This window comes from Paenibacillus sp. Y859 (genome assembly GCF_056786405.1).
Window position 1 is genome coordinate 1 of record NZ_JBXCIZ010000013.1, and the last position, 17,639, is coordinate 17,639.

The 17,639-nt window shown below is 38.4% G+C and carries 19 protein-coding genes and 1 pseudogene; 4 read left to right on the forward strand and 16 right to left on the reverse strand.

All coding sequences use genetic code 11. The annotated features are described in order from the left end of the window. From AC1TO8_RS19595 to AC1TO8_RS19610, 4 genes are all read right to left on the reverse strand, one after another. Positions 1–92, reverse strand: a 92-nt coding sequence (locus AC1TO8_RS19595) for a helix-turn-helix domain-containing protein (RefSeq protein WP_482057429.1), incomplete at its 3' end; no start/stop codon positions are given. Positions 93–729: 637 nt separating this feature from the next. Further along, a complete protein-coding gene (araA, locus tag AC1TO8_RS19600) occupies positions 730–2,154 on the reverse strand; it encodes an L-arabinose isomerase (protein WP_482057312.1) in 1,425 nt (474 codons plus the stop codon). A gap of 34 nt (positions 2,155–2,188) precedes the next feature. Beyond that, the gene (locus AC1TO8_RS19605; protein WP_482057313.1) at positions 2,189–2,884 is read right to left on the reverse strand and encodes an L-ribulose-5-phosphate 4-epimerase; all 696 of its coding nucleotides are present in this window, start codon (positions 2,882–2,884) and stop codon (positions 2,189–2,191) included. Between the two features lie 16 nt (positions 2,885–2,900). Further along, the gene (locus tag AC1TO8_RS19610; protein ID WP_482057314.1) at positions 2,901–4,502 is read right to left on the reverse strand and encodes a xylulokinase; all 1,602 of its coding nucleotides are present in this window, start codon (positions 4,500–4,502) and stop codon (positions 2,901–2,903) included. 333 nt (positions 4,503–4,835) lie between these two features. Between AC1TO8_RS19610 and AC1TO8_RS19615 the strand changes: the two genes are divergently transcribed. Next, positions 4,836–5,930 carry a substrate-binding domain-containing protein gene (locus AC1TO8_RS19615; protein WP_482057315.1) on the forward strand — a complete coding sequence of 365 codons (1,095 nt, stop codon included), beginning with the start codon at positions 4,836–4,838 and terminating at the stop codon, positions 5,928–5,930. 510 nt (positions 5,931–6,440) lie between these two features. Here the strand turns inward: AC1TO8_RS19615 and AC1TO8_RS19620 are convergent. From AC1TO8_RS19620 to AC1TO8_RS19655, 8 genes are all read right to left on the reverse strand, one after another. Next, the gene (locus tag AC1TO8_RS19620; protein WP_482057316.1) at positions 6,441–6,731 is read right to left on the reverse strand and encodes an ArsR/SmtB family transcription factor; all 291 of its coding nucleotides are present in this window, start codon (positions 6,729–6,731) and stop codon (positions 6,441–6,443) included. 96 nt (positions 6,732–6,827) lie between these two features. Beyond that, entirely contained in the window at positions 6,828–7,769 is a 942-nt protein-coding gene (locus AC1TO8_RS19625) for a ketopantoate reductase family protein (RefSeq protein WP_482057317.1), read from the reverse strand. Positions 7,770–8,155: 386 nt separating this feature from the next. Next, complete coding sequence (locus AC1TO8_RS19630) at positions 8,156–9,481, reverse strand: M56 family metallopeptidase (protein WP_482057318.1); 1,326 nt, start codon at positions 9,479–9,481, stop codon at positions 8,156–8,158. Next, positions 9,478–9,837 carry a BlaI/MecI/CopY family transcriptional regulator gene (locus AC1TO8_RS19635; protein WP_482057430.1) on the reverse strand — a complete coding sequence of 120 codons (360 nt, stop codon included), beginning with the start codon at positions 9,835–9,837 and terminating at the stop codon, positions 9,478–9,480. The genes AC1TO8_RS19630 and AC1TO8_RS19635 overlap by 4 nt, the downstream gene beginning before the upstream one ends. A gap of 291 nt (positions 9,838–10,128) precedes the next feature. Then, on the reverse strand, positions 10,129–10,938 hold the full coding sequence (locus AC1TO8_RS19640) for a nucleotidyltransferase domain-containing protein (protein WP_482057319.1): 810 nt from the start codon (positions 10,936–10,938) through the stop codon (positions 10,129–10,131). Positions 10,939–11,279: 341 nt separating this feature from the next. Further along, positions 11,280–12,173 carry a GNAT family N-acetyltransferase gene (locus tag AC1TO8_RS19645; protein WP_482057320.1) on the reverse strand — a complete coding sequence of 298 codons (894 nt, stop codon included), beginning with the start codon at positions 12,171–12,173 and terminating at the stop codon, positions 11,280–11,282. Further along, positions 12,154–12,384: a hypothetical protein gene (locus tag AC1TO8_RS19650; protein WP_482057321.1), complete on the reverse strand. Its 231-nt coding sequence runs from the start codon at positions 12,382–12,384 to the stop codon at positions 12,154–12,156. The genes AC1TO8_RS19645 and AC1TO8_RS19650 overlap by 20 nt, the downstream gene beginning before the upstream one ends. 521 nt (positions 12,385–12,905) lie before the next feature. Then, on the reverse strand, positions 12,906–13,262 hold the full coding sequence (locus tag AC1TO8_RS19655; protein WP_482057322.1) for a hypothetical protein: 357 nt from the start codon (positions 13,260–13,262) through the stop codon (positions 12,906–12,908). Here AC1TO8_RS19655 and AC1TO8_RS19660 point away from each other — a divergent pair. From AC1TO8_RS19660 to AC1TO8_RS19670, 3 genes and pseudogenes are all read left to right on the forward strand, one after another. Continuing rightward, positions 13,237–13,776, forward strand: coding sequence for an IS110 family transposase (locus AC1TO8_RS19660; protein ID WP_482057323.1), 540 nt, complete (start codon positions 13,237–13,239; stop codon positions 13,774–13,776). The two genes, AC1TO8_RS19655 and AC1TO8_RS19660, sit on opposite strands and share 26 nt — an antisense overlap. Before the next feature lie 12 nt (positions 13,777–13,788). Next, positions 13,789–13,947, forward strand: a pseudogene (locus AC1TO8_RS19665) (IS110 family transposase); the annotation flags it as partial. A 21-nt stretch (positions 13,948–13,968) separates the two neighbouring features. Continuing rightward, the gene (locus AC1TO8_RS19670) at positions 13,969–14,190 is read left to right on the forward strand and encodes a hypothetical protein (RefSeq protein ID WP_482057324.1); all 222 of its coding nucleotides are present in this window, start codon (positions 13,969–13,971) and stop codon (positions 14,188–14,190) included. A gap of 178 nt (positions 14,191–14,368) precedes the next feature. Here the strand turns inward: AC1TO8_RS19670 and bluB are convergent, their stop codons facing one another. From bluB to AC1TO8_RS19690, 4 genes are all read right to left on the reverse strand, one after another. Next, positions 14,369–15,010, reverse strand: coding sequence for a 5,6-dimethylbenzimidazole synthase (bluB, locus tag AC1TO8_RS19675; RefSeq protein ID WP_482057325.1), 642 nt, complete (start codon positions 15,008–15,010; stop codon positions 14,369–14,371). A gap of 543 nt (positions 15,011–15,553) precedes the next feature. Next, on the reverse strand, positions 15,554–16,183 hold the full coding sequence (locus AC1TO8_RS19680) for a class I SAM-dependent methyltransferase (RefSeq protein WP_482057326.1): 630 nt from the start codon (positions 16,181–16,183) through the stop codon (positions 15,554–15,556). 287 nt (positions 16,184–16,470) lie between these two features. Next, positions 16,471–16,896 carry a GNAT family N-acetyltransferase gene (locus AC1TO8_RS19685; RefSeq protein WP_482057327.1) on the reverse strand — a complete coding sequence of 142 codons (426 nt, stop codon included), beginning with the start codon at positions 16,894–16,896 and terminating at the stop codon, positions 16,471–16,473. 203 nt (positions 16,897–17,099) lie between these two features. After that, the gene (locus tag AC1TO8_RS19690) at positions 17,100–17,621 is read right to left on the reverse strand and encodes a phosphotransferase (RefSeq protein ID WP_482057328.1); all 522 of its coding nucleotides are present in this window, start codon (positions 17,619–17,621) and stop codon (positions 17,100–17,102) included. Positions 17,622–17,639 lie beyond the last annotated feature (18 nt).

Genomic DNA, 17,639 nt, shown 5'->3' on the forward strand with positions numbered 1-17,639 from the left:
ACGAACCTTGAACAACCGATGGTCTTATGTATGAGTTCTGCTTGTTTTCTGTTTGGATAGATACGAAATTTGTATGCTTTATGTACTAACATGAGTCATACCTCCATCATATCGAGAACGTTTGTTCTATTATATCATACGAAGGAAGTATTTGGCTATCGCCAACCGGAATTCATCTCCCACCTACTCATTGAACTTCGCCCTTCACATTCATTGAGGTGGAAGTCTTCTTTCGGAAAATGATAAAAGAGTCGAATTCTTGTAATCAAAGAATTCGACTCTTTACGTTTATATGTTCCCCAAAAATGTTGGCATTCCATTCTAATTTCTTCAAGTACCTTATTCAACTATCCTGCCCGTTCGGAATAAATAATAACGGCTGCCGAAGCAACTGCCATTTTACTATCGTTCCCCGTTAGTCAGCGACTTGTATCAGTAAATACTTTAAATCTAGTGCCGTCGATGACATCTTGTACTATCTCACTTGTTTGCTTTTGAGTGGTGTCATAAATAAATTGATTATTTGATAGAGAAGTCTCCATTTTATCCAGTAAAAACAAAGAGCGTTCTAATGAATGATATCCCACCGCTTCAAACACTTTCTTTTGAGTATACCGAATAAATGAAAACCCCCATGGAGTGCTCCTCCACTGGGGGTTTCTTGTCCTTTGTTTCTGTTGACCGACAGAGATATAGCACGAAGCAATCCTCCCTTGGAGGGGAGAGTCATTACTTAATAACTACATATTCCAAGTTAACAAGTTTTGCGTAGGTAATAATTTGGTCTGTTGTTAAAGTTAATGAAACAACTGTATGGTGACCGCCACCATTCTCGATCCAAGCTTTAACCCCATCTTGGAAGTTTGGCTTAACGTTCCAAAGCACACGAGCTACTGGAAGGTTAGGAGCTGGAACAGTCGGCTCAAATGCAGTAACTTCGTTGATCAAAAGTTTGTAATGAGTTCCAAAGTCAGCCATGGAAACAACTACACCGTCTCCTGCTTTGCCATCAAATACTAAACGGGCTGGATCGTCTTTACCACCAATACCTAACGGAGAAACGATAAGTTTGGGTTTGGTACTTGCCAAAGTAGGATCTACTTCAAGCATATGTGATTGAAGTATTGATTCCTGACCCACAGTTAATTCATAAGTGTAATCTTCCATAAATCCAGTGGATTGGTTATGACTCATTACTTTAAGTAAGCGATCAAGTGCTGCAGTCTTCCAATCTCCTTCACCAGCAAAGCCATATCCTTGTGCCATCAGACGCTGAACTGCAAGTCCAGGAAGTTGCTTCATCCCATGTAAATCTTCGAAGTTCGTTGTGAAGGCATTGTAATCACCTTGATCAAGGAAACGTTTAATGGCGATTTCATAGCTCGCTTGTACTCTTACACTAGCATCCCAAGCTTCCTTACTGTTAGTACCGTAATCAAATTCATAAAGTTCTGAATATTCAACCATCAAAGCGTCGATTTCTTCTTCCTTAACTTCATTCACGAATTGAACAAGGTCTCCAATACCAAAGTAGTCAACAGTCCATCCAAATTGAATTTGTGCTTCAACCTTATCTCCTTCGGTTACTCCAACGTTACGCATGTTGTCACCAAAGCGAGCAACTTTGATGTTGAAACTTTCGTTATATGCAACCGCAACATCCATCCATTCTGCAATTTGCTTTTGTACTTCAGCGCGTCCCCAGTAGCCTACAACAACTTTGTTTTGTTTCTTCAAACGTGCATTAATAAAACCATATTCACGGTCACCGTGAGCTGCTTGGTTAAGATTCATGAAGTCCATATCGATTGTTGCCCAAGGAATGCTCTCATTAAATTGCGTTGCTAGATGAAGCAAAGGCTTTTGCAACAACTTTGTTCCGCGGATCCACATTTTTGCAGGTGAGAACGTATGCATCCAAGTGATGACACCAGCAACTTCGTCACGATAGTTGACTTCTTTCATGATGTTCGTGATTTTATCTGCAGTAACAGCCAAATCTTGTAATACAAGTGGGTAAGGTAAAATTCCACTTTTATTCAAAGCATCCGCCATTGTTTGTGCGTTGGCTTTAACTTCAGATATTGCCTCTTCCCCATAAAGATGCTGTGAACCAACGACAAACCAAAATTCTTTTTTTACGATTGTTGACATATATATCCTCTTTTCTATTATCTATATTGTTTGATTACTTTTGACCGTAGTAAGCGTCTTTTCCATGTTTGCGTAAGTAATGTTTATCTAGAATACGTTGTGGCAATTCCTCCGCAAAATGGTTTAACTCTCTAGCATATAAATTCATTTTCGATACTTCATCCAATACAACGCTGTTCATTACCGCAGAATTGGCATCTTTACCCCAAGTAAATGGTCCATGACCCTTAAGTAGGACGCCGGGAACCGCCATAATATCTATCCCTCGCTGCTCAAAAGTTTCGATGATTACATGACCCGTTTCCGCCTCGTAACCACGATCTATTTCCTCTTGTGTCAAGAAACGCGCACACGGTATGGAACCATAGAATGTATCGGCATGTGTCGTCCCCATTACGGGAACATCAAGCCCTGCCTGAGCCCAGATGGTCGCCCAAGTGGAATGCGTGTGCACAATCCCTCCGATTTCAGAGTAATGCTTATAAAGTACTGCGTGAGTAGGTGTATCGGATGAAGGTCTCATATCTCCTTCTACCACATTCCCATCTAGATCAACAACTACCATATCGCTAGCTTTCATCTTCTCATAACTTACACCGCTAGGTTTGATTACGAACAATCCACTCTCACGATCAATAGCACTTACATTTCCCCATGTATATTTAATAAGTCCTTGTTTCGGCAAATCAAGATTGGCTTGAAACACTTCTTCTTTAAGTTGTTCTAACATCTTGCTCCCTCCAGTTTCAGACTAAATTATCGACAGCGGACTGCTCAATCACCAGACCTTTTTTGTAACGTTCGATAAAGGTTTCGAACCCTTTAACGTCTACCTCATCAGGATGAATCTCTTGCCCTTCAACATCTTTGAACACTTTTTGGTCGAGGAAGTCATCTAAGGCTTCTTCCTGTTCTTTATTTATCATATACGAGGCTAGAATAGCCATTCCCCATGCGCCGCCTTCTCCAGCTGTTGACATTACGGAGACTGGAACATTCATTGCTGCTGCAAGGATCTTCTGGCCAACTACCGGAGTCTTAAATAATCCACCATGAGCTAAAATGCTATCAATAGCAACATTTTCTTTCTTTGTGAGAATTTCCATTCCGATCTTCAGAGCTCCAAAAGAAGTAAAAAGATGAGTGCGCATGAAATTTGCCAAATTGAAATTACTCTCAGGTGAGCGGACAAATAGCGGCCGGCCTTGATCTAATCCTGTGATATTTTCACCTGATAAATAACCATAGCTGAGCAAACCTCCACCATCTGGGTCGGCTTCCAATGCTTTATTTAATAGCACACTATACAATTTATCGGAATCTACCTTTTGCCCCATAGCTTCATAGAACTCGCGGAATAATCCGAGCCAAGCGTTGATGTCACTTGAACAGTTATTCGCATGAACCATTCCAACTGGACTTCCGTCCGGTGTAGTGACCATATCTATTTCCGGATATACTTTTGAAAGATCTTTCTCAAGTACAATCATGGCAAAAACAGAAGTTCCTACAGAGACATTCCCGGTGCGTTTTCTCACGCTATTCGTAGCAACCATACCGGTTCCGGCATCCCCTTCCGGTGGACTAAGCGGAATACCATGTTGTAATTGATGTGATGTATCCAGGATTTTGGCTCCCGCTTCAGTTAATACACCTGCTTGCTCACCTGCAACATAGACCTTAGGAAGAAGGTCATTGGTTTTCCACGGATAACATTTACCTGCAACAAGTTCATCAAACTGCTGTATCATGGATTCATTATAATTTCGCGTGGATTCATCAATTGGGAACATACCTGAAGCATCTCCGACACCAAGTGCTTTGTTTCCGGTCAATAACCAATGAATATATCCTGATAATGTCGTAACAAAACGTATCTGTGGCACATGTTCTTCTTCGTCTAATATCGCTTGGTAAAGATGAGCAATACTCCATCGTTCAGGTATATTGAATTGAAATTTATTAGTTAATTCTTTAGCTGCCGCACTCGTTGTTGCATTACGCCAAGTCCGAAACGGAACGAGCAGTTTATCTGTGTCGTCAAAAGCCATATAACCATGCATCATTGCAGAAAATCCAATCGAACCGATGGTTTGAAGGGTGATTCCGTAATTTTGTTCAACTTCTTGCTTCAGCGCGCGATAAGCGTCTTGAAGACCAGTAATAATGTCCTCTAAGCTGTACGTCCAGAAACCGTCTTTCAACTGGTTCTCCCACTCATAACTTCCGGATGCGATTGTTTCAAAGCTATTATCAATCAACACCGCTTTGATACGTGTCGATCCGAATTCGATACCAAGAGAAGTTTCTCCCATAGTAATCGCCTTTACAGTATTTAATCGATTCATTGTTACGTTAATCCCCTCTCAGATAGCAGTTTTAATATCTATAACCAAAAGAAGGCGCTTTCTACTATTGACAACTTCAGTATATTTTCTGTACGTACATTTGTCAATGAAATATATAAGGTGTACTTACAATTCAAATACTTTTACTATATCCTTTATACTGTTTACATGAAACACTAGATGACTTGAACCCAATTAAGCATATATTTTTGTACTTTATACGTAAATAAGGTATCATATATAAATTCAATCATTAGCGTGTTAAAATATGTACATACAACTATTCTTGGTAAGCAAATTTATTGACCAACACTTATGGAAGAAGTGATTTAATTGAAACCAAAGTATCAGGTCATCATTGATGATTTAAAAAGTAATATTCTTTCAGGAGGTTATAGTGTAGGAGAACAAATCCCTACAGAATCCGCTTTGGAGGATATGTATAAAGTTAGCCGACAGACTGTTCGAAAGGCCATTTTAGCACTATCGAACGAGGGATTTTTAAGAAGTGAAAAAGGATCTGGCACTTATGTTAGTAACCAATATCGATCAAAATCTGGTGGGAATTCGAATAATAAAACTATTGGTGTAATCACAACCTACATTTCTGATTACATTTTCCCCTCAATTATCCGTGGGATTGAAGGTAGATTGAATGAGGATAATTATTCATTACTGTTAGCTAGTACAAATAATGATGTGGCACAAGAAAAAAAAGCTTTGGAAATGATGTTGTCATATGGAGTGGATGGTTTAATTATTGAGCCTACGAAAAGCAATCAATACAATCCTAATATCGCTTACTACCTATCATTCAAAGAACAAGATGTTCCATTCATTATGATCAATGCTTATTATGAGGAAATAGATGTGCCTTTCTTTTGTCTAGATGACGTACAGTCTAGCTATCTTGCAACAAAAGAATTGATTTCTAAAGGACATACAAAAATTGGAATCATTTCAAAAATGGATGATTTACAAGGAAAGTACCGTATGAAGGGTTATATAAAAGCTCTTGGAGAAGCCAAATTACGATTTCAACCAGAGCAAGTGCTTTCATTCGACACAGAGACGAAGCTAGACCTATCTACGAACTTGGAGAAGTACCTAATTGAAAATAGAGATATGTTGAGTGCGATTGTTTGCTACAACGATGAGGTAGGGTTGGAATTGGTGAATGTATGCAGACAACTTGATATTTCTGTTCCTGAAGAATTATCAATTATTGGCCAGGACAATTCCTATATTTCCAAGAATGCCAATATCAAACTTACCACATTGACACACCCACAAGAACAAATGGGGCGTGATGCAGCTGATTGGGTAATCAAGAAATTACAGGGAAAGAAAGACCTACCAAACAGCACTTATTATCAACCCGTGTTAATTGAAGGTGAGACTGTAATAAAGAGAGAGCCTTCGAAATAAAATAACTTGGTATATTCATCACTAAACTCCATAATGCTCAATCAGTGACTCTACCTTTTTTTAGAAAAATGTTACCTAGAGTCTATTTTATTTCGCCCCAAGCCTTTTTTTCCTCTCCAGTAGGAATATAGAGAAGGTTACCGGGTGCGTATTTCTGGATTTCTTTCAATAGCTTCTCAGGTATTACATCGCTGGCGTTTTCATAATAGACTTACAAAATCCTGTGTCATCAATCGATGCATGCCACCGCAAATTGGATTCAACCCGTGCCACCACTTCTCCCAAATCAAAGGGCCAGAATCATTTAAACACTGAAAAGGAGATAAGCTAAATAGTAACATATTTATTGGGTAATCAATCAAAATAAAGGAGCATACTGATTTAATTTCACATGGAATTGAAAAAAGTAACTCCCCTAATTTAAGTTACCTTATCAAACCTACACTTCTACACTTTGTAAATTATCGAATTATATATCGTCAAACCTGCCTATAACAATCATTATTCACGCTACTGCAAAGCCAACATTTCCATAATATCAGCAACCATTTGTTTATTTACCTTACATATTAAGAACTTCCCTTTTTTCTCCGTGGTCACTAGTTCTGCATTCACCAACTCTTTGATATGATGCGACACGGTCGGGGCACCTATATTCAGGCAGGAGACGATCTCAGCCACACACAGTCCACCACCCGCTTCAAAGCTGGCCTCATGGGACTCCGCGATTTTCAAATATAGTTCTAACCGATTCTCATTCGAAAGGGCTTTGAAGATTTTCGCCATTTTTTTGGTATCCACTATTGAGCACCCCCTCAAACAATGTCATTATTCGATAATAATCAAATAATTCTAGCTTACTGAGGAGTTCATGTCAATTGGAATAAGCCACAGCAATCAGTTCTGCAAATACGGGGCATAACTTGCAAGCTTATCCCAGTTCGGTGTCGGAATATTCGCCCGCTGCTTCAACTCATTAAACGCATGATGTAGCGCCGACATCTCGTCAGCGGACACCGCTTTATCACTGAGTAGAATTCTGCCAAAAGGGGTTGCCAGGATAACCTTTAGCCCTATGTAGAGCATCCTCCGCTTGTCCCGAGCCAATTGGGATTGACTTGCAGGCGTAACCGTATACCCCAGTGATTCTAATACCCGATGTCCTTCATCTATCGCATCAATGACCTGATTCAGCAGTTTCTTGTTCCCTGCGGCTTGACGCAGATTGCCGTTACTGGCAGGAGCGAGGAAATTCATAGGCAAGATCATCACCAGATGACTTTTCAGCCACTCATCCATATCCTTATAATAAGTCACTTTATATTTGGTGTTCACAAAAGCCTGATCGATCATAGGTCGCCAGGACAGCTCTTCGCCCAGACCACCGATTGACATTTGCCCCTTCGGACCACGTACGCAGATCATCCGGCCATCCTCCCTCCAACCCCCGCTGATCTGAAAAGCGAATGCTACCTTTTTCTCCACAGGACTGCCTGTCTGCAAGTAACTCAGCATCTCAGCGGGGCTCGCATTATTCCCCATGATCACCACATGTCTGCTGTGATTCGCCGCAAGAGCAGGCAGTACCGCCTGGAAATCCGGATATTTCATCACTACAAAAATGATGTCATACTCATCCTCCGGTCGTAGCTCACGAATCACACTCACCTTATCAACCGTAGTACGGATCTGAAAATAATGACGAATCACAAGTCCGTCATTCTGCAATTCATCTACCCGCCGTCCTCTCGCCAACATAGTCACGTCATTCCCACCCCTGACCAACACATGGGCAAGATAACTTCCCAAGACCCCTGCCCCATAAACCAATACTCTCATTCGATATCCTCCTGTTTTCACTTTTTTTGAGTGTAACTGTTTCCTCGATCTTCAACTAACCAACTATCCTCCCCTAATCCACCATCGTTATTACAATTCGATAACTATCGAATTGTATTTTATATTATATGGTCCTTATTGTCAATGTGTTATTGAGAATTTCAAAATACAAAAAAAACTCCTATCCAGCATTACGCCAGTGGAGCTTCTATATCATTGATTCAAACGAATATCCATCAAACCTTTTATCCCCCCGCCGCCTAATAAAAGATTTCATAGATCATCTATGCACTCTCTTTATATCTTTATTAAACCAATGGATATAACCACAACGGTGACAGGTCAATGTATTGGCTGAACGGTTCGCAAAATCGAGATTAAGAAAACTAATCCTCCCTAATATAGTCAACAACCACAAGCGTTCCGTTTTCTTTGCCAAAAGTAATGGTCTCCATCGTCTTGTAGTAAGCAGGCTCACTTGTCTTTGTTACATAAGTAATATTCGCAGTCGTGCCGTTAATTTCAACTTCGAAATCTACGACCCAGGGACTGGAGACGCCGATATTGAAATTCCATTTCTCTCCGCTTCTAACGATTTGCTCTTGTTTAAATTTCTCTTTCATTTCCTCTGACATCATTTCATAGCGCTGTTGTCCATCTCGTGTTTGAAGTCCTTCTGCCCAAACCGTAGCAAGTTGTCTAGTCGACTTCTCATAATCGAAAAGATGATTCACCTGATCCCCTTCTTTCTCTACAGGGTTGGAGATAAATCCTGTACTAAAGATCAGCGTGACAATAAAAGTGGATACAAGCACAAGTTGAGTCGGTTTTTTATAATGTAACACGTTTTTGATTCTAGCCTTAATATTACTTTCGCCAAAGGCAAGAGGACTGCCCTTTACCAGATTATTCTTACCCACTGCAAGCGAAAGCAAAGATTTGGAGTAGTTGCCTTTGATATCGTTACCCAACTTTTTTAGGACCCTTTCGTCGCAGGACATTTCCATATCCTTGCTCATTAATGCAAATGATAACCATATCAAAGGGTTGAACCAATGCATAACAAGCACCAAAAATGCTAAAGGTTTTATAAGATAATCCAGCCTTTGGATATGAGTCTGTTCATGAGCCAGTATATATGAAAGTTCATTTTGACTTATGCCTGCAGGAATGAATATTCTAGGTTTAATAAATCCGCACACAAATGGTGTTGCAATGCTATCCGTTTCAAAAACATTATCTTTTACAAGAGTTGCCGTTCTTACATGATTTAGGACTTTCACGTAAGATCTGACGCTGTAGATAAGTATTATGGTGATGCCAACAACCCATATTATACTGGCAATCTCCATAACGATTTGCATAGGATTTACGCTCCCTGTTGGTGTAGCAGGTGGAAGCGTTGTGTTCACAACGTGATTGATACTTTGGATTCCGAGATCAACAGCAGGATTGTGCATAAGACCGATTTGGTTAGGAACATACTCCATAGCTCTTGTACCTGACTGGGCATTATACTTCAAGAAACTTAAAAAGCTGAAGTTCGAGGTGAAACTAAAAGGGAGAACAAGTCTTATCAGTACAGGCAACCATAATATATATAAGAAAATCTTAGGGGTTTTTCTGAAGAAAACCCTTAACACAATGACTACCATAACGACATAACTTGCTGTAATGCTCATATTAAGGATAGCCGTAAATAAGCTTGTCATTTGGTCGACTCCTCTATAATACGTTTCAACTCTTCCGCTTCTTGTTCAGTAATCTTCTTCCCACCTAAAAATGCCGTCAAAAACTGAGGCAGAGAGCCATCAAAGGCTTTTTTCATTAGAGTTTGACTCTCGTTTTTTTGAACTTCTTTTTTTTTGACAAGCGCTGAAACCGTAGCATCTTCATTGTGTAGGATCCCGCGCTCACAGAGCTTTCTTAGAACTGTGTATGTAGTGGATTTTTTCCAACCAAGCTTTTCAAGGCTAAGCTTTACTAACTCAGTTGAATTGAAAGGTTCATGCTCCCATATTAAATTCACAAATTTATACTCTGCATCGAATAATTTGTACTGCTCTATCATCACTAACCTCCCGAAGTTTATCGCAGTAGACCTCGTAAGGAGTTTATCCGAATAGACCTTTATTATCAATACATTAATACAATATAATCATCCACATCTTAGGGCATATATTCATGTGACTACTTTTGCAGGAAACCCATTGGAAAGCAACTTTAATAGTCCGATTCAGATGTGCTGATGTTCAAAGAAATATAGTTTAGGCTGACAAATTTTAAAATATAAACGGCAGTCTGGACGAGGAAAATATAGTCCAAGACTGCCGTAGCTTTATTGCACTAACGTGTCCCGTTAGTTTAGCGAATCATTAGTATGGTTCGATACACGATTAGCTTCTAAATGAATATATTTAAGCAATGCTACTAGGTCAGTCAATCTTTCTATTTGTAATTTATAATAACGTTTGGGTTTGAGTTGCTTTATCGCTATTGCTTCATGAATCAGTCCGTGCCACTTTTTCGGCAATTTATTAATTCCGTATATTCCAGATCCAACTTTGCTCGTTATATCATGCTCTTTTAACGTATACAATTGTCGCAACATTCCAAGAGTACACCACTCGACTGCTTCATCAAGTTGCTCGATATTAATTTCTTGTTCCGATAAATTGTCAATCGATAATTGTTTCTCTAATCGATCTATCCAATTAACCCAATAGCTATTTAGATTGTTAATTACATATTCGAGCAGAGCATCAATTTCTAAATCGTAATTAAACTTTAACTCGGAGCCATAAATCTTAATACCGTGTTTTTTTAATATCCACCAAGTAATCGGATTAATATCTGCTCCCCAACCATTAGTATGTATTTGTTTATTGTAGTAAGTCAGTAAGGAACTAGATTCAATTTGCTTATTCCCTAGGTCATCGAGGAGTATGTAAGCACCCATAATATCAGTGTTCGGAAACTCAATCTCTAACTCTTCATGTGCCGTCAAAATTGCTTGGATATCAGACTGAGTAAGTGGTTTTCGAACAATTACTAGAAAGTCGATATCACTTGAACCCTCAATATAGTCCTTTAACGCAATCGAGCCATAAAGATAAACTGATTCAATGTTCGAAGTACGGACGCTTAAAGAACTACACAACTGAAACATCGTTTTTTCAACTAAAGCAGGTAACATGGTCCGCTCCTCCGATTCAAATTTCCATTCTTAAGCCTTATTGTAGGTGTTGTATACTTTTGTGAAAAGGGAAAAAATCATCTTTCTTTTTCTAGTTTTTTAATAAAGATCTGTTGAACATAACTGCCCGTTAGCGGAAAAGGCCTGCTGAACCATTACTGTCGCCAAGTCTTTCCCTGATGTTTATTGAACTATAGTGTCCCGTTTGCTTAATCATCCGATCTCTCATCAAGTTATTTAACTATAATCTTCGCGTCATTGTAAACGACCGTTTCCATCAGTGCAAAAGAGCTATCCGGTCCCGTATTAGGTTGCTATGTGTACGAGTCACTTTTCATATACTTCATATCTGTAAATCTTGGTCCTGCAACAAACCCAAGCCTTTGGTATAAGTGTTCTGCTGGATTTCCAATTAACATATGTAGTTTTATAACCGGCGTAATTGAATATGCCGCTGTCATAGAGTATTTTATCATAGCTTGCGCAAGTCCTTTTCCGCGGTATTCCGGTAGTACAAACACATCATTTATACCTGAAAAATTGTTAACTATCTCCGGATGTACACCTGCAATACAGCCGCCTATAATTCTGCCTGTGCTTTTTTCCTTTGCTACCACTACTTGATTAAGTGTATTAGTTGCTGTGTACCATTCGAAACAATTTCTAATTGTTTCATTAATTTCTTCAATACTTTCTTCCCCAAAGACTTCATAAACTATTCCACCAAGAAATGAATTCCTGAGGGCTCTGGCCATTTCTGGTATATCGCTTTCTTTTGGCGTTTCGAGGAAATAGCAATCATCAAGTGAGTAACTTAATTTATCGGTCGGTCGGCACATAATTTGTCTCGGTCGCCAAGTTTCTGCACCGAAGCTCATTAATATATCAATATTTTCTGTAAGTATACCTTTTAATTGGATTTCCCCTTCTGAGCTCATTGCTTCTCCTTGCAGCAATAACAACTTCCAAAATAATCTTCTATCACAAAAAGGTGCAATTAGAAAAGGAAACATGATTACATTAGGAGCAATAATCGCACCACCCACTTTTTCTCCATCACAATACAAAAAATAACAATCTTCAGACCATTTTGTATCATTTAGCCGAGCATTCCAGTCGTACCACATCTCGATATCTGCTTGTGAATATATGGTTTGATATACGGCAAACAAGTTCTTATTTGCTTTTTCAAAATAATGATTTTTCATTTACAATCCTCATTCCAAAAATATTTTTCACCCTATTTAACAAAGGACCTACCATTATCTTACTAATATTATTTACAGTAGGTGCTGATCGAACAACATCAACCTTACTTATAATTTCTTTGCATTTAGTCAGTTGAGCTTTTGATTTATTTTCCTTAATTCGACACTTACCAACAAATCCCTTCACAGAAAATAAGAAAGCACCCGTCACTTCAAACAGGCGCTATCTTTAAATTTAATATTTGAATCCTAATTATTTCAGTACCAACATTACACTTCACATGTTATTGCATGTTTACACTCATTGGCAGGTTTAGCATCTTCGCTTCACTCTTCAACTCGCACTTCCGCTTTACTACTATTTGTAATATGGTTCAGCGCGTATATTCTTACTTCAAAGCTACTTCCAAGGACTACATTGTTGTAAAAATTCGTGTGTAGATGGTTTCCACTTTCTATGGAACCAAAGAAGTGTTTAGACTGAAGAATTGCTCATGAATTGAACTACTCCAATTGTAAAAAAGAAGAGCACTAGAACAATTATAAAGATAATTACAAACTTTAAGAACCTAGAGAAATGTGTTTTGTGATGAAGTTGACTCTCGACAATTTCCAAACGATTTTTAAGTTCTTGTATTTCTTTTTCGTGTTCGATTGATTCCTCCCCCTTTCTCAGGTGCATTCATCCGCATCAGTTGAATACTCATCCATATGCAATTAATCTTTCGAGTTTTATGATTCCGCTATGAGCCCCTTTATCTTTGATTTAAAAATATCCCATCTAGTATCATATCCTACATTATAGTTCCACCCGCTTGAACGGAGTTTCTCGCCTAAATTAATGTAATCGGTTCGTTGCTTAGCGGTTAGGCTAACCGCTAAGGTTTCGTCACCAGCCTTGAACTCTTTCAAGTAATCATGTAGCTTCCAAAGAATATCTTCCTTATCATCATCTCTTACCATTCCAGTGTGTAAGATAACTGCATCAATAGCATCATCTAATTTTTGAGTAACAAGAGGTTCGTTATCCCAATTATTATCTATTTGATACTGTATTGTTGCTTTGCCTGGACGTAAAACAGATGTCAAAGATTCAGAATGGATTGCAAAGCTTCTACGTCATGGGCTACTTAAAGCAAGTTTCATTCCAGATCGAAATCAACGGGAGCTTCGAGAACTTGTTCGATATCGTCGTAGTATCATTGAAGAAAGGGCTAGACAACATAATCGAATTCAAAAAGTGTTAGAAGGAGCCAATATTAAACTCAGCTCTGTTGTCTCTGATATTATGGGCGTCTCCTCTCGCGACATGCTCCGTGCCATTGCTGGTGGTGAAGATGATCCTGAGAAACTAGCGAACTTCGCTAGACGCACCATGAAACGAAAAAAGGATGAGCTCGCGCTTGCTCTTCAAGGTTATGTAAACCCTCACCAACGGCTGATGATTAAGACCATTTTAACTCACATTGATTTTTTAAGTGAGCAGATCGTGATTTTAGATCAGGAAGTCGCTACGAGAGTAGTCCCTTTTCATGACGATGTCGAACGTTTAGATTCAATTCCTGGGATAGCCACTCGAATGGCAGAACAAATCTTAGCGTAAATTGGAACCAATATTAAGAAGCAGTTTCCCAGTGCTGCGCATTTATGCTCATGGGCTGGACTTGTACCTGGGCATAACGAAAGTGCAGGAAAGAGAAAATCTACTAAAGCTAAAAATGGAAATAAATATCTAAAGTCCGCCTTAGTTGAAGCAGCCCATTCAGTTGCAGCGTCAAAGAACTATCTAGGTGCCATGTATAGACGAACGGCAGCGCGAAAAGGAAGGAAACGGGCAGCGATCTCTGTCGCGCATGCTATGTTGAGAATAGCCTACTATCTGTTAACACGTGAAGAAATGTATGTAGACCTAGGCGAAGATTATTTTGACAAACAGAAGCAACAATCTATTGTGAAATACGCAGTTCGACGACTAGAAAACCTGGGTTATTCTGTAACTATTGCAGAAGTCTCTTAATTCTTTAATATACTGATATTCATTAATTCGGGTGCTGCAACCTTTAAAAAATGAATGAGCTGCGTCTTATTTACTTTTGCCTTTTTACAGTAACTGCAGATTTATTTTCATGGGAGTTTAACAAGAAAAGCAATACTGTTGTTACACTAAAGCACCCGTTACTTTAATAAGCCTTTAATTAATTTCTTCCCCATTTATCTTTAAAAATAAGATGTTCTAAAGAACGCCTTTTTTCCCAATTAGCTAATTCTAAAATAGGTTTATCTGGATAATCATTAGTATAACCAATAGAGATAAGAGCAATAGGATCAATATGTGGTGGTATTTCTAAAATGTCTCGGATATCATTCTTCTTATAAAAACTTACCCACCCCATCGCAAGTCCTTCAGCACAAGCTGCTAACCACATATTTTGAATAGCACATGCTGTTGATAAAATGTCTGTCTCAGGAATTGAATTTCGTCCTAATACATGTGAACCTCCTCTTGAAGGGTCACATGTTACACAAATAGTTATAGGAGCTTCTTTTAATCCTTCAACTTTTAAACCAAGGAACTTCGTTTCCTTTTCCCCATCATAATGAATAGCTAATGCTTGTCTTTCCTTATCTGCTGCCCAAGCTAATTTTTCTTTAACTTCATCAGAGGAAATTAAAATAAAGTTCCAAGGTTGCATAAATCCTACTGAAGGGGCATGATGAGCTGCATTTAATATTTTATGTATCATGTTTTCTGGGATAGGAGTTGACAAAAAGCTTCGAATATCTCTCCTGTTATAAATAACTTTATAAATAGAATCTCTTTCTTCATTAGTAAACATAAAATTTATCACCCTCTACTTTACTTAAATATCTATTTTAATCTTATATCATTTTTTACTAACCTGCCCCTTTAGTTCAATAAGAAATATTTAATCTTTTTAATGTGGAGCCCTGTGCGTCCCTATACCCGTTAGCCATACATGCAGCGCAAGAGCAGCGCTGCACCACAGAGGATGAAAATGGATACCACTGTCTATACTGTTTGTACGGCTGGCGAAGAAGGTCGATAAGCTATGGTGCCATAGAGCCCAACCGTTAGTCTGACTCCGACCACCACGGTGCATCACAGAATGTCGCACCCTATATGGGTAGCACTCATGCGAGATTAATCCTTTTTGGTTGTTGCACCAGCCTTTCCTTTTTGTTTGTTGTCTATGATGTTTTTTGTGCTTAAAAGATCTAACAATCTCTATATGATTACTCAAGAGGCTCAGCCTTTTTTTAAAAAGTGTTATTCTGGGTCTACTTTATTATGCTCTTTTTCAGGGTTTGAGCTAATTTAATTTTCATGGGAGAACAGTGTTGAAGACATATGATTATCTTTATAGTTTTTTCTTACATTTTACAATTATAAATTTTATTGGAGGTTTATTTTTCATGTTCTTACTTGACTCGTCAATTTCTGAAAACTCTACAAGTCCATATTTTTCAAATTCTTGTTTTATAGAGTCAGAATCATAAAAAAACATTTTTACGCCTTCCATTATCTCGAAATAGTCTTTATCCAATTGTTTGCCCTTTCCAAACATTGGGGCTTTTTTTGAAACAGTTGTAAAAATCATATATCCATTTGGCTTTAACTGATTATAGCAATCTTTGATAAACTTATCTCTCTCACGATTATTCAATAAGTGAATAAGTGCATAGCAAAATATACCGTCATAAAGTTTGTTATCAAAAGGCATGTCAGTTACTGAACCATGAAAAACACTATTATCAATCCCATTTTGCCTCGCCAAATCAATCGCTGTTTTTGAAATCTCAATACCTGTTACATTTATTCCATTGTCAATAAAGACCTTTGCATTTCTGCCATATCCAAAACCTGGTACCAGTATGTCCTTAACTTTCTTATCAAGGAAAAAGTCCTTTGTCACGATTGCTGAGTCTGTAGGTTCAAATCCCCACATCGTTTGTTTTTCTATAAAACTTGATTCCCAGAATTCCGTCATATTTCTATCTCCTTTATGTCTTATTTTAATTGGGATACTATCTCTCACATTCGGGCGACTAATACCTAATCTTTTTATCAGAAAACGTATAATCATGGATATTGGCAAGAATACTTCCTGCTGATCCATTACTGTCGGCAAGTCTTTCCCTGATGTTTATTGAACTATAGTGTCCCGTTTGCTTAATCATCCGATCTCTCATCAAGTTATTTAACTATAATCTTCGCGTCATTGTAAACGACCGTTTCCATCAGTGCAAAAGAGCTATCCGGTCCCGTATTAGGTTGCTACGTGTACGAGTCACTTTTCTTATACTTCATATCTGTAAATCTTGGTCCTGCAACAAACCCAAGCCTTTGGTATAAGTGTTCTGCTGGATTTCCAATTAAAATATGTAGTTTTATAACCGGCGTAATCGAATATGCCGCTGTTATAGAGTATTTTATCATAGCTTGCGCAAGTCCTTTTCCGCGGTATTCCGGTAGTACAAACACATCATTTATACCTGAAAAATTGTTAACAATCTCCGGATATACACCTGCAATACAGCCTCCAATAATTCTGCCTGTGCTTTTTTCCTTTGCTACCACTACTTGATTAAGTGTATTAGTCGCTGTGTACCATTCGAAACAATTTCTTATTGTTTCATTAATTTCTTCAATACTTTCTTCCCCAAAGACTTCATAAACTATTCCACTAAGAAATGAACTCAAGAGGGCTCTAGCCATTTCTGGTATATCGCTTTCTTTTGGCGTTTCGAGGAAATAGCAATCATCAAGTGAGTAGCTTAATTTGTCGGTCGGCACATAATTTGTCTCGGTCGCCAGATTTCTGCACCGAAGCTCATTAATGTATCAATATTTTCTGTAAGTATACCTTTTAATTGGATTTCCCCTTCTGAGCTCATAGCTTCTCCTTACAGCAATAACAACTTCCAAAATAATCTTCTGTCACAAAAAGGTGCAACAGCATCATAATCGGCTAATGGATGCAGACTATAAATTTCTGTGAAGGGAACCCCTTCACATTTAAACTCTGCTGTGCATTGACTAAGTGCTGAACTGATTTCACCTACAACAGAACCAAACTCTGTGGCTTGTTGAACACTGGATATCTCCGGAACTGCCCCTTCAACATACGAAACGATCGCACCTAATGTTCCATCGGACAAGTGTACGTATTGTTCACCCTCATTCGTACTTAAAAATACGGGTACGACAAATGAAAGATTCTGTTTACTCAAATATAATGTTATTTGATCTTCAAATTTAATGCTTTCTACATTTTTAGTATGACGATTGTAGATTCGAATGACATATTTTTGGTCATTCATTGTTAAAATTTTCGTTAGGTTAGTCAGACCGAATGGTACCGGATCGATATTGTATGCAGAATCCTCAAAGTAATTTCTAACGATTATATCAATTCTTTCTTGCATTATTATCCCCCGATCCTG

Bases quoted from the DNA above. Each gene is read 5' to 3' on its own strand.
- araA (WP_482057312.1), bottom strand. From the start codon at position 2,154: ATGTCAACAATCGTAAAAAAAGAATTTTGGTTTGTCGTTGGTTCACAG.
- AC1TO8_RS19605 (WP_482057313.1), bottom strand. From the start codon at position 2,884: ATGTTAGAACAACTTAAAGAAGAAGTGTTTCAAGCCAATCTTGATTTG.
- AC1TO8_RS19610 (WP_482057314.1), bottom strand. From the start codon at position 4,502: ATGAATCGATTAAATACTGTAAAGGCGATTACTATGGGAGAAACTTCT.
- AC1TO8_RS19625 (WP_482057317.1), bottom strand. From the start codon at position 7,769: ATGAGAGTATTGGTTTATGGGGCAGGGGTCTTGGGAAGTTATCTTGCC.
- AC1TO8_RS19630 (WP_482057318.1), bottom strand. From the start codon at position 9,481: ATGACAAGCTTATTTACGGCTATCCTTAATATGAGCATTACAGCAAGT.
- AC1TO8_RS19640 (WP_482057319.1), bottom strand. From the start codon at position 10,938: ATGTTTCAGTTGTGTAGTTCTTTAAGCGTCCGTACTTCGAACATTGAA.
- AC1TO8_RS19645 (WP_482057320.1), bottom strand. From the start codon at position 12,173: ATGAAAAATCATTATTTTGAAAAAGCAAATAAGAACTTGTTTGCCGTA.
- AC1TO8_RS19670 (WP_482057324.1), top strand. From the start codon at position 13,969: ATGTATAGACGAACGGCAGCGCGAAAAGGAAGGAAACGGGCAGCGATC.
- bluB (WP_482057325.1), bottom strand. From the start codon at position 15,010: ATGTTTACTAATGAAGAAAGAGATTCTATTTATAAAGTTATTTATAAC.
- AC1TO8_RS19680 (WP_482057326.1), bottom strand. From the start codon at position 16,183: ATGACGGAATTCTGGGAATCAAGTTTTATAGAAAAACAAACGATGTGG.
- AC1TO8_RS19690 (WP_482057328.1), bottom strand. From the start codon at position 17,621: ATGCAAGAAAGAATTGATATAATCGTTAGAAATTACTTTGAGGATTCT.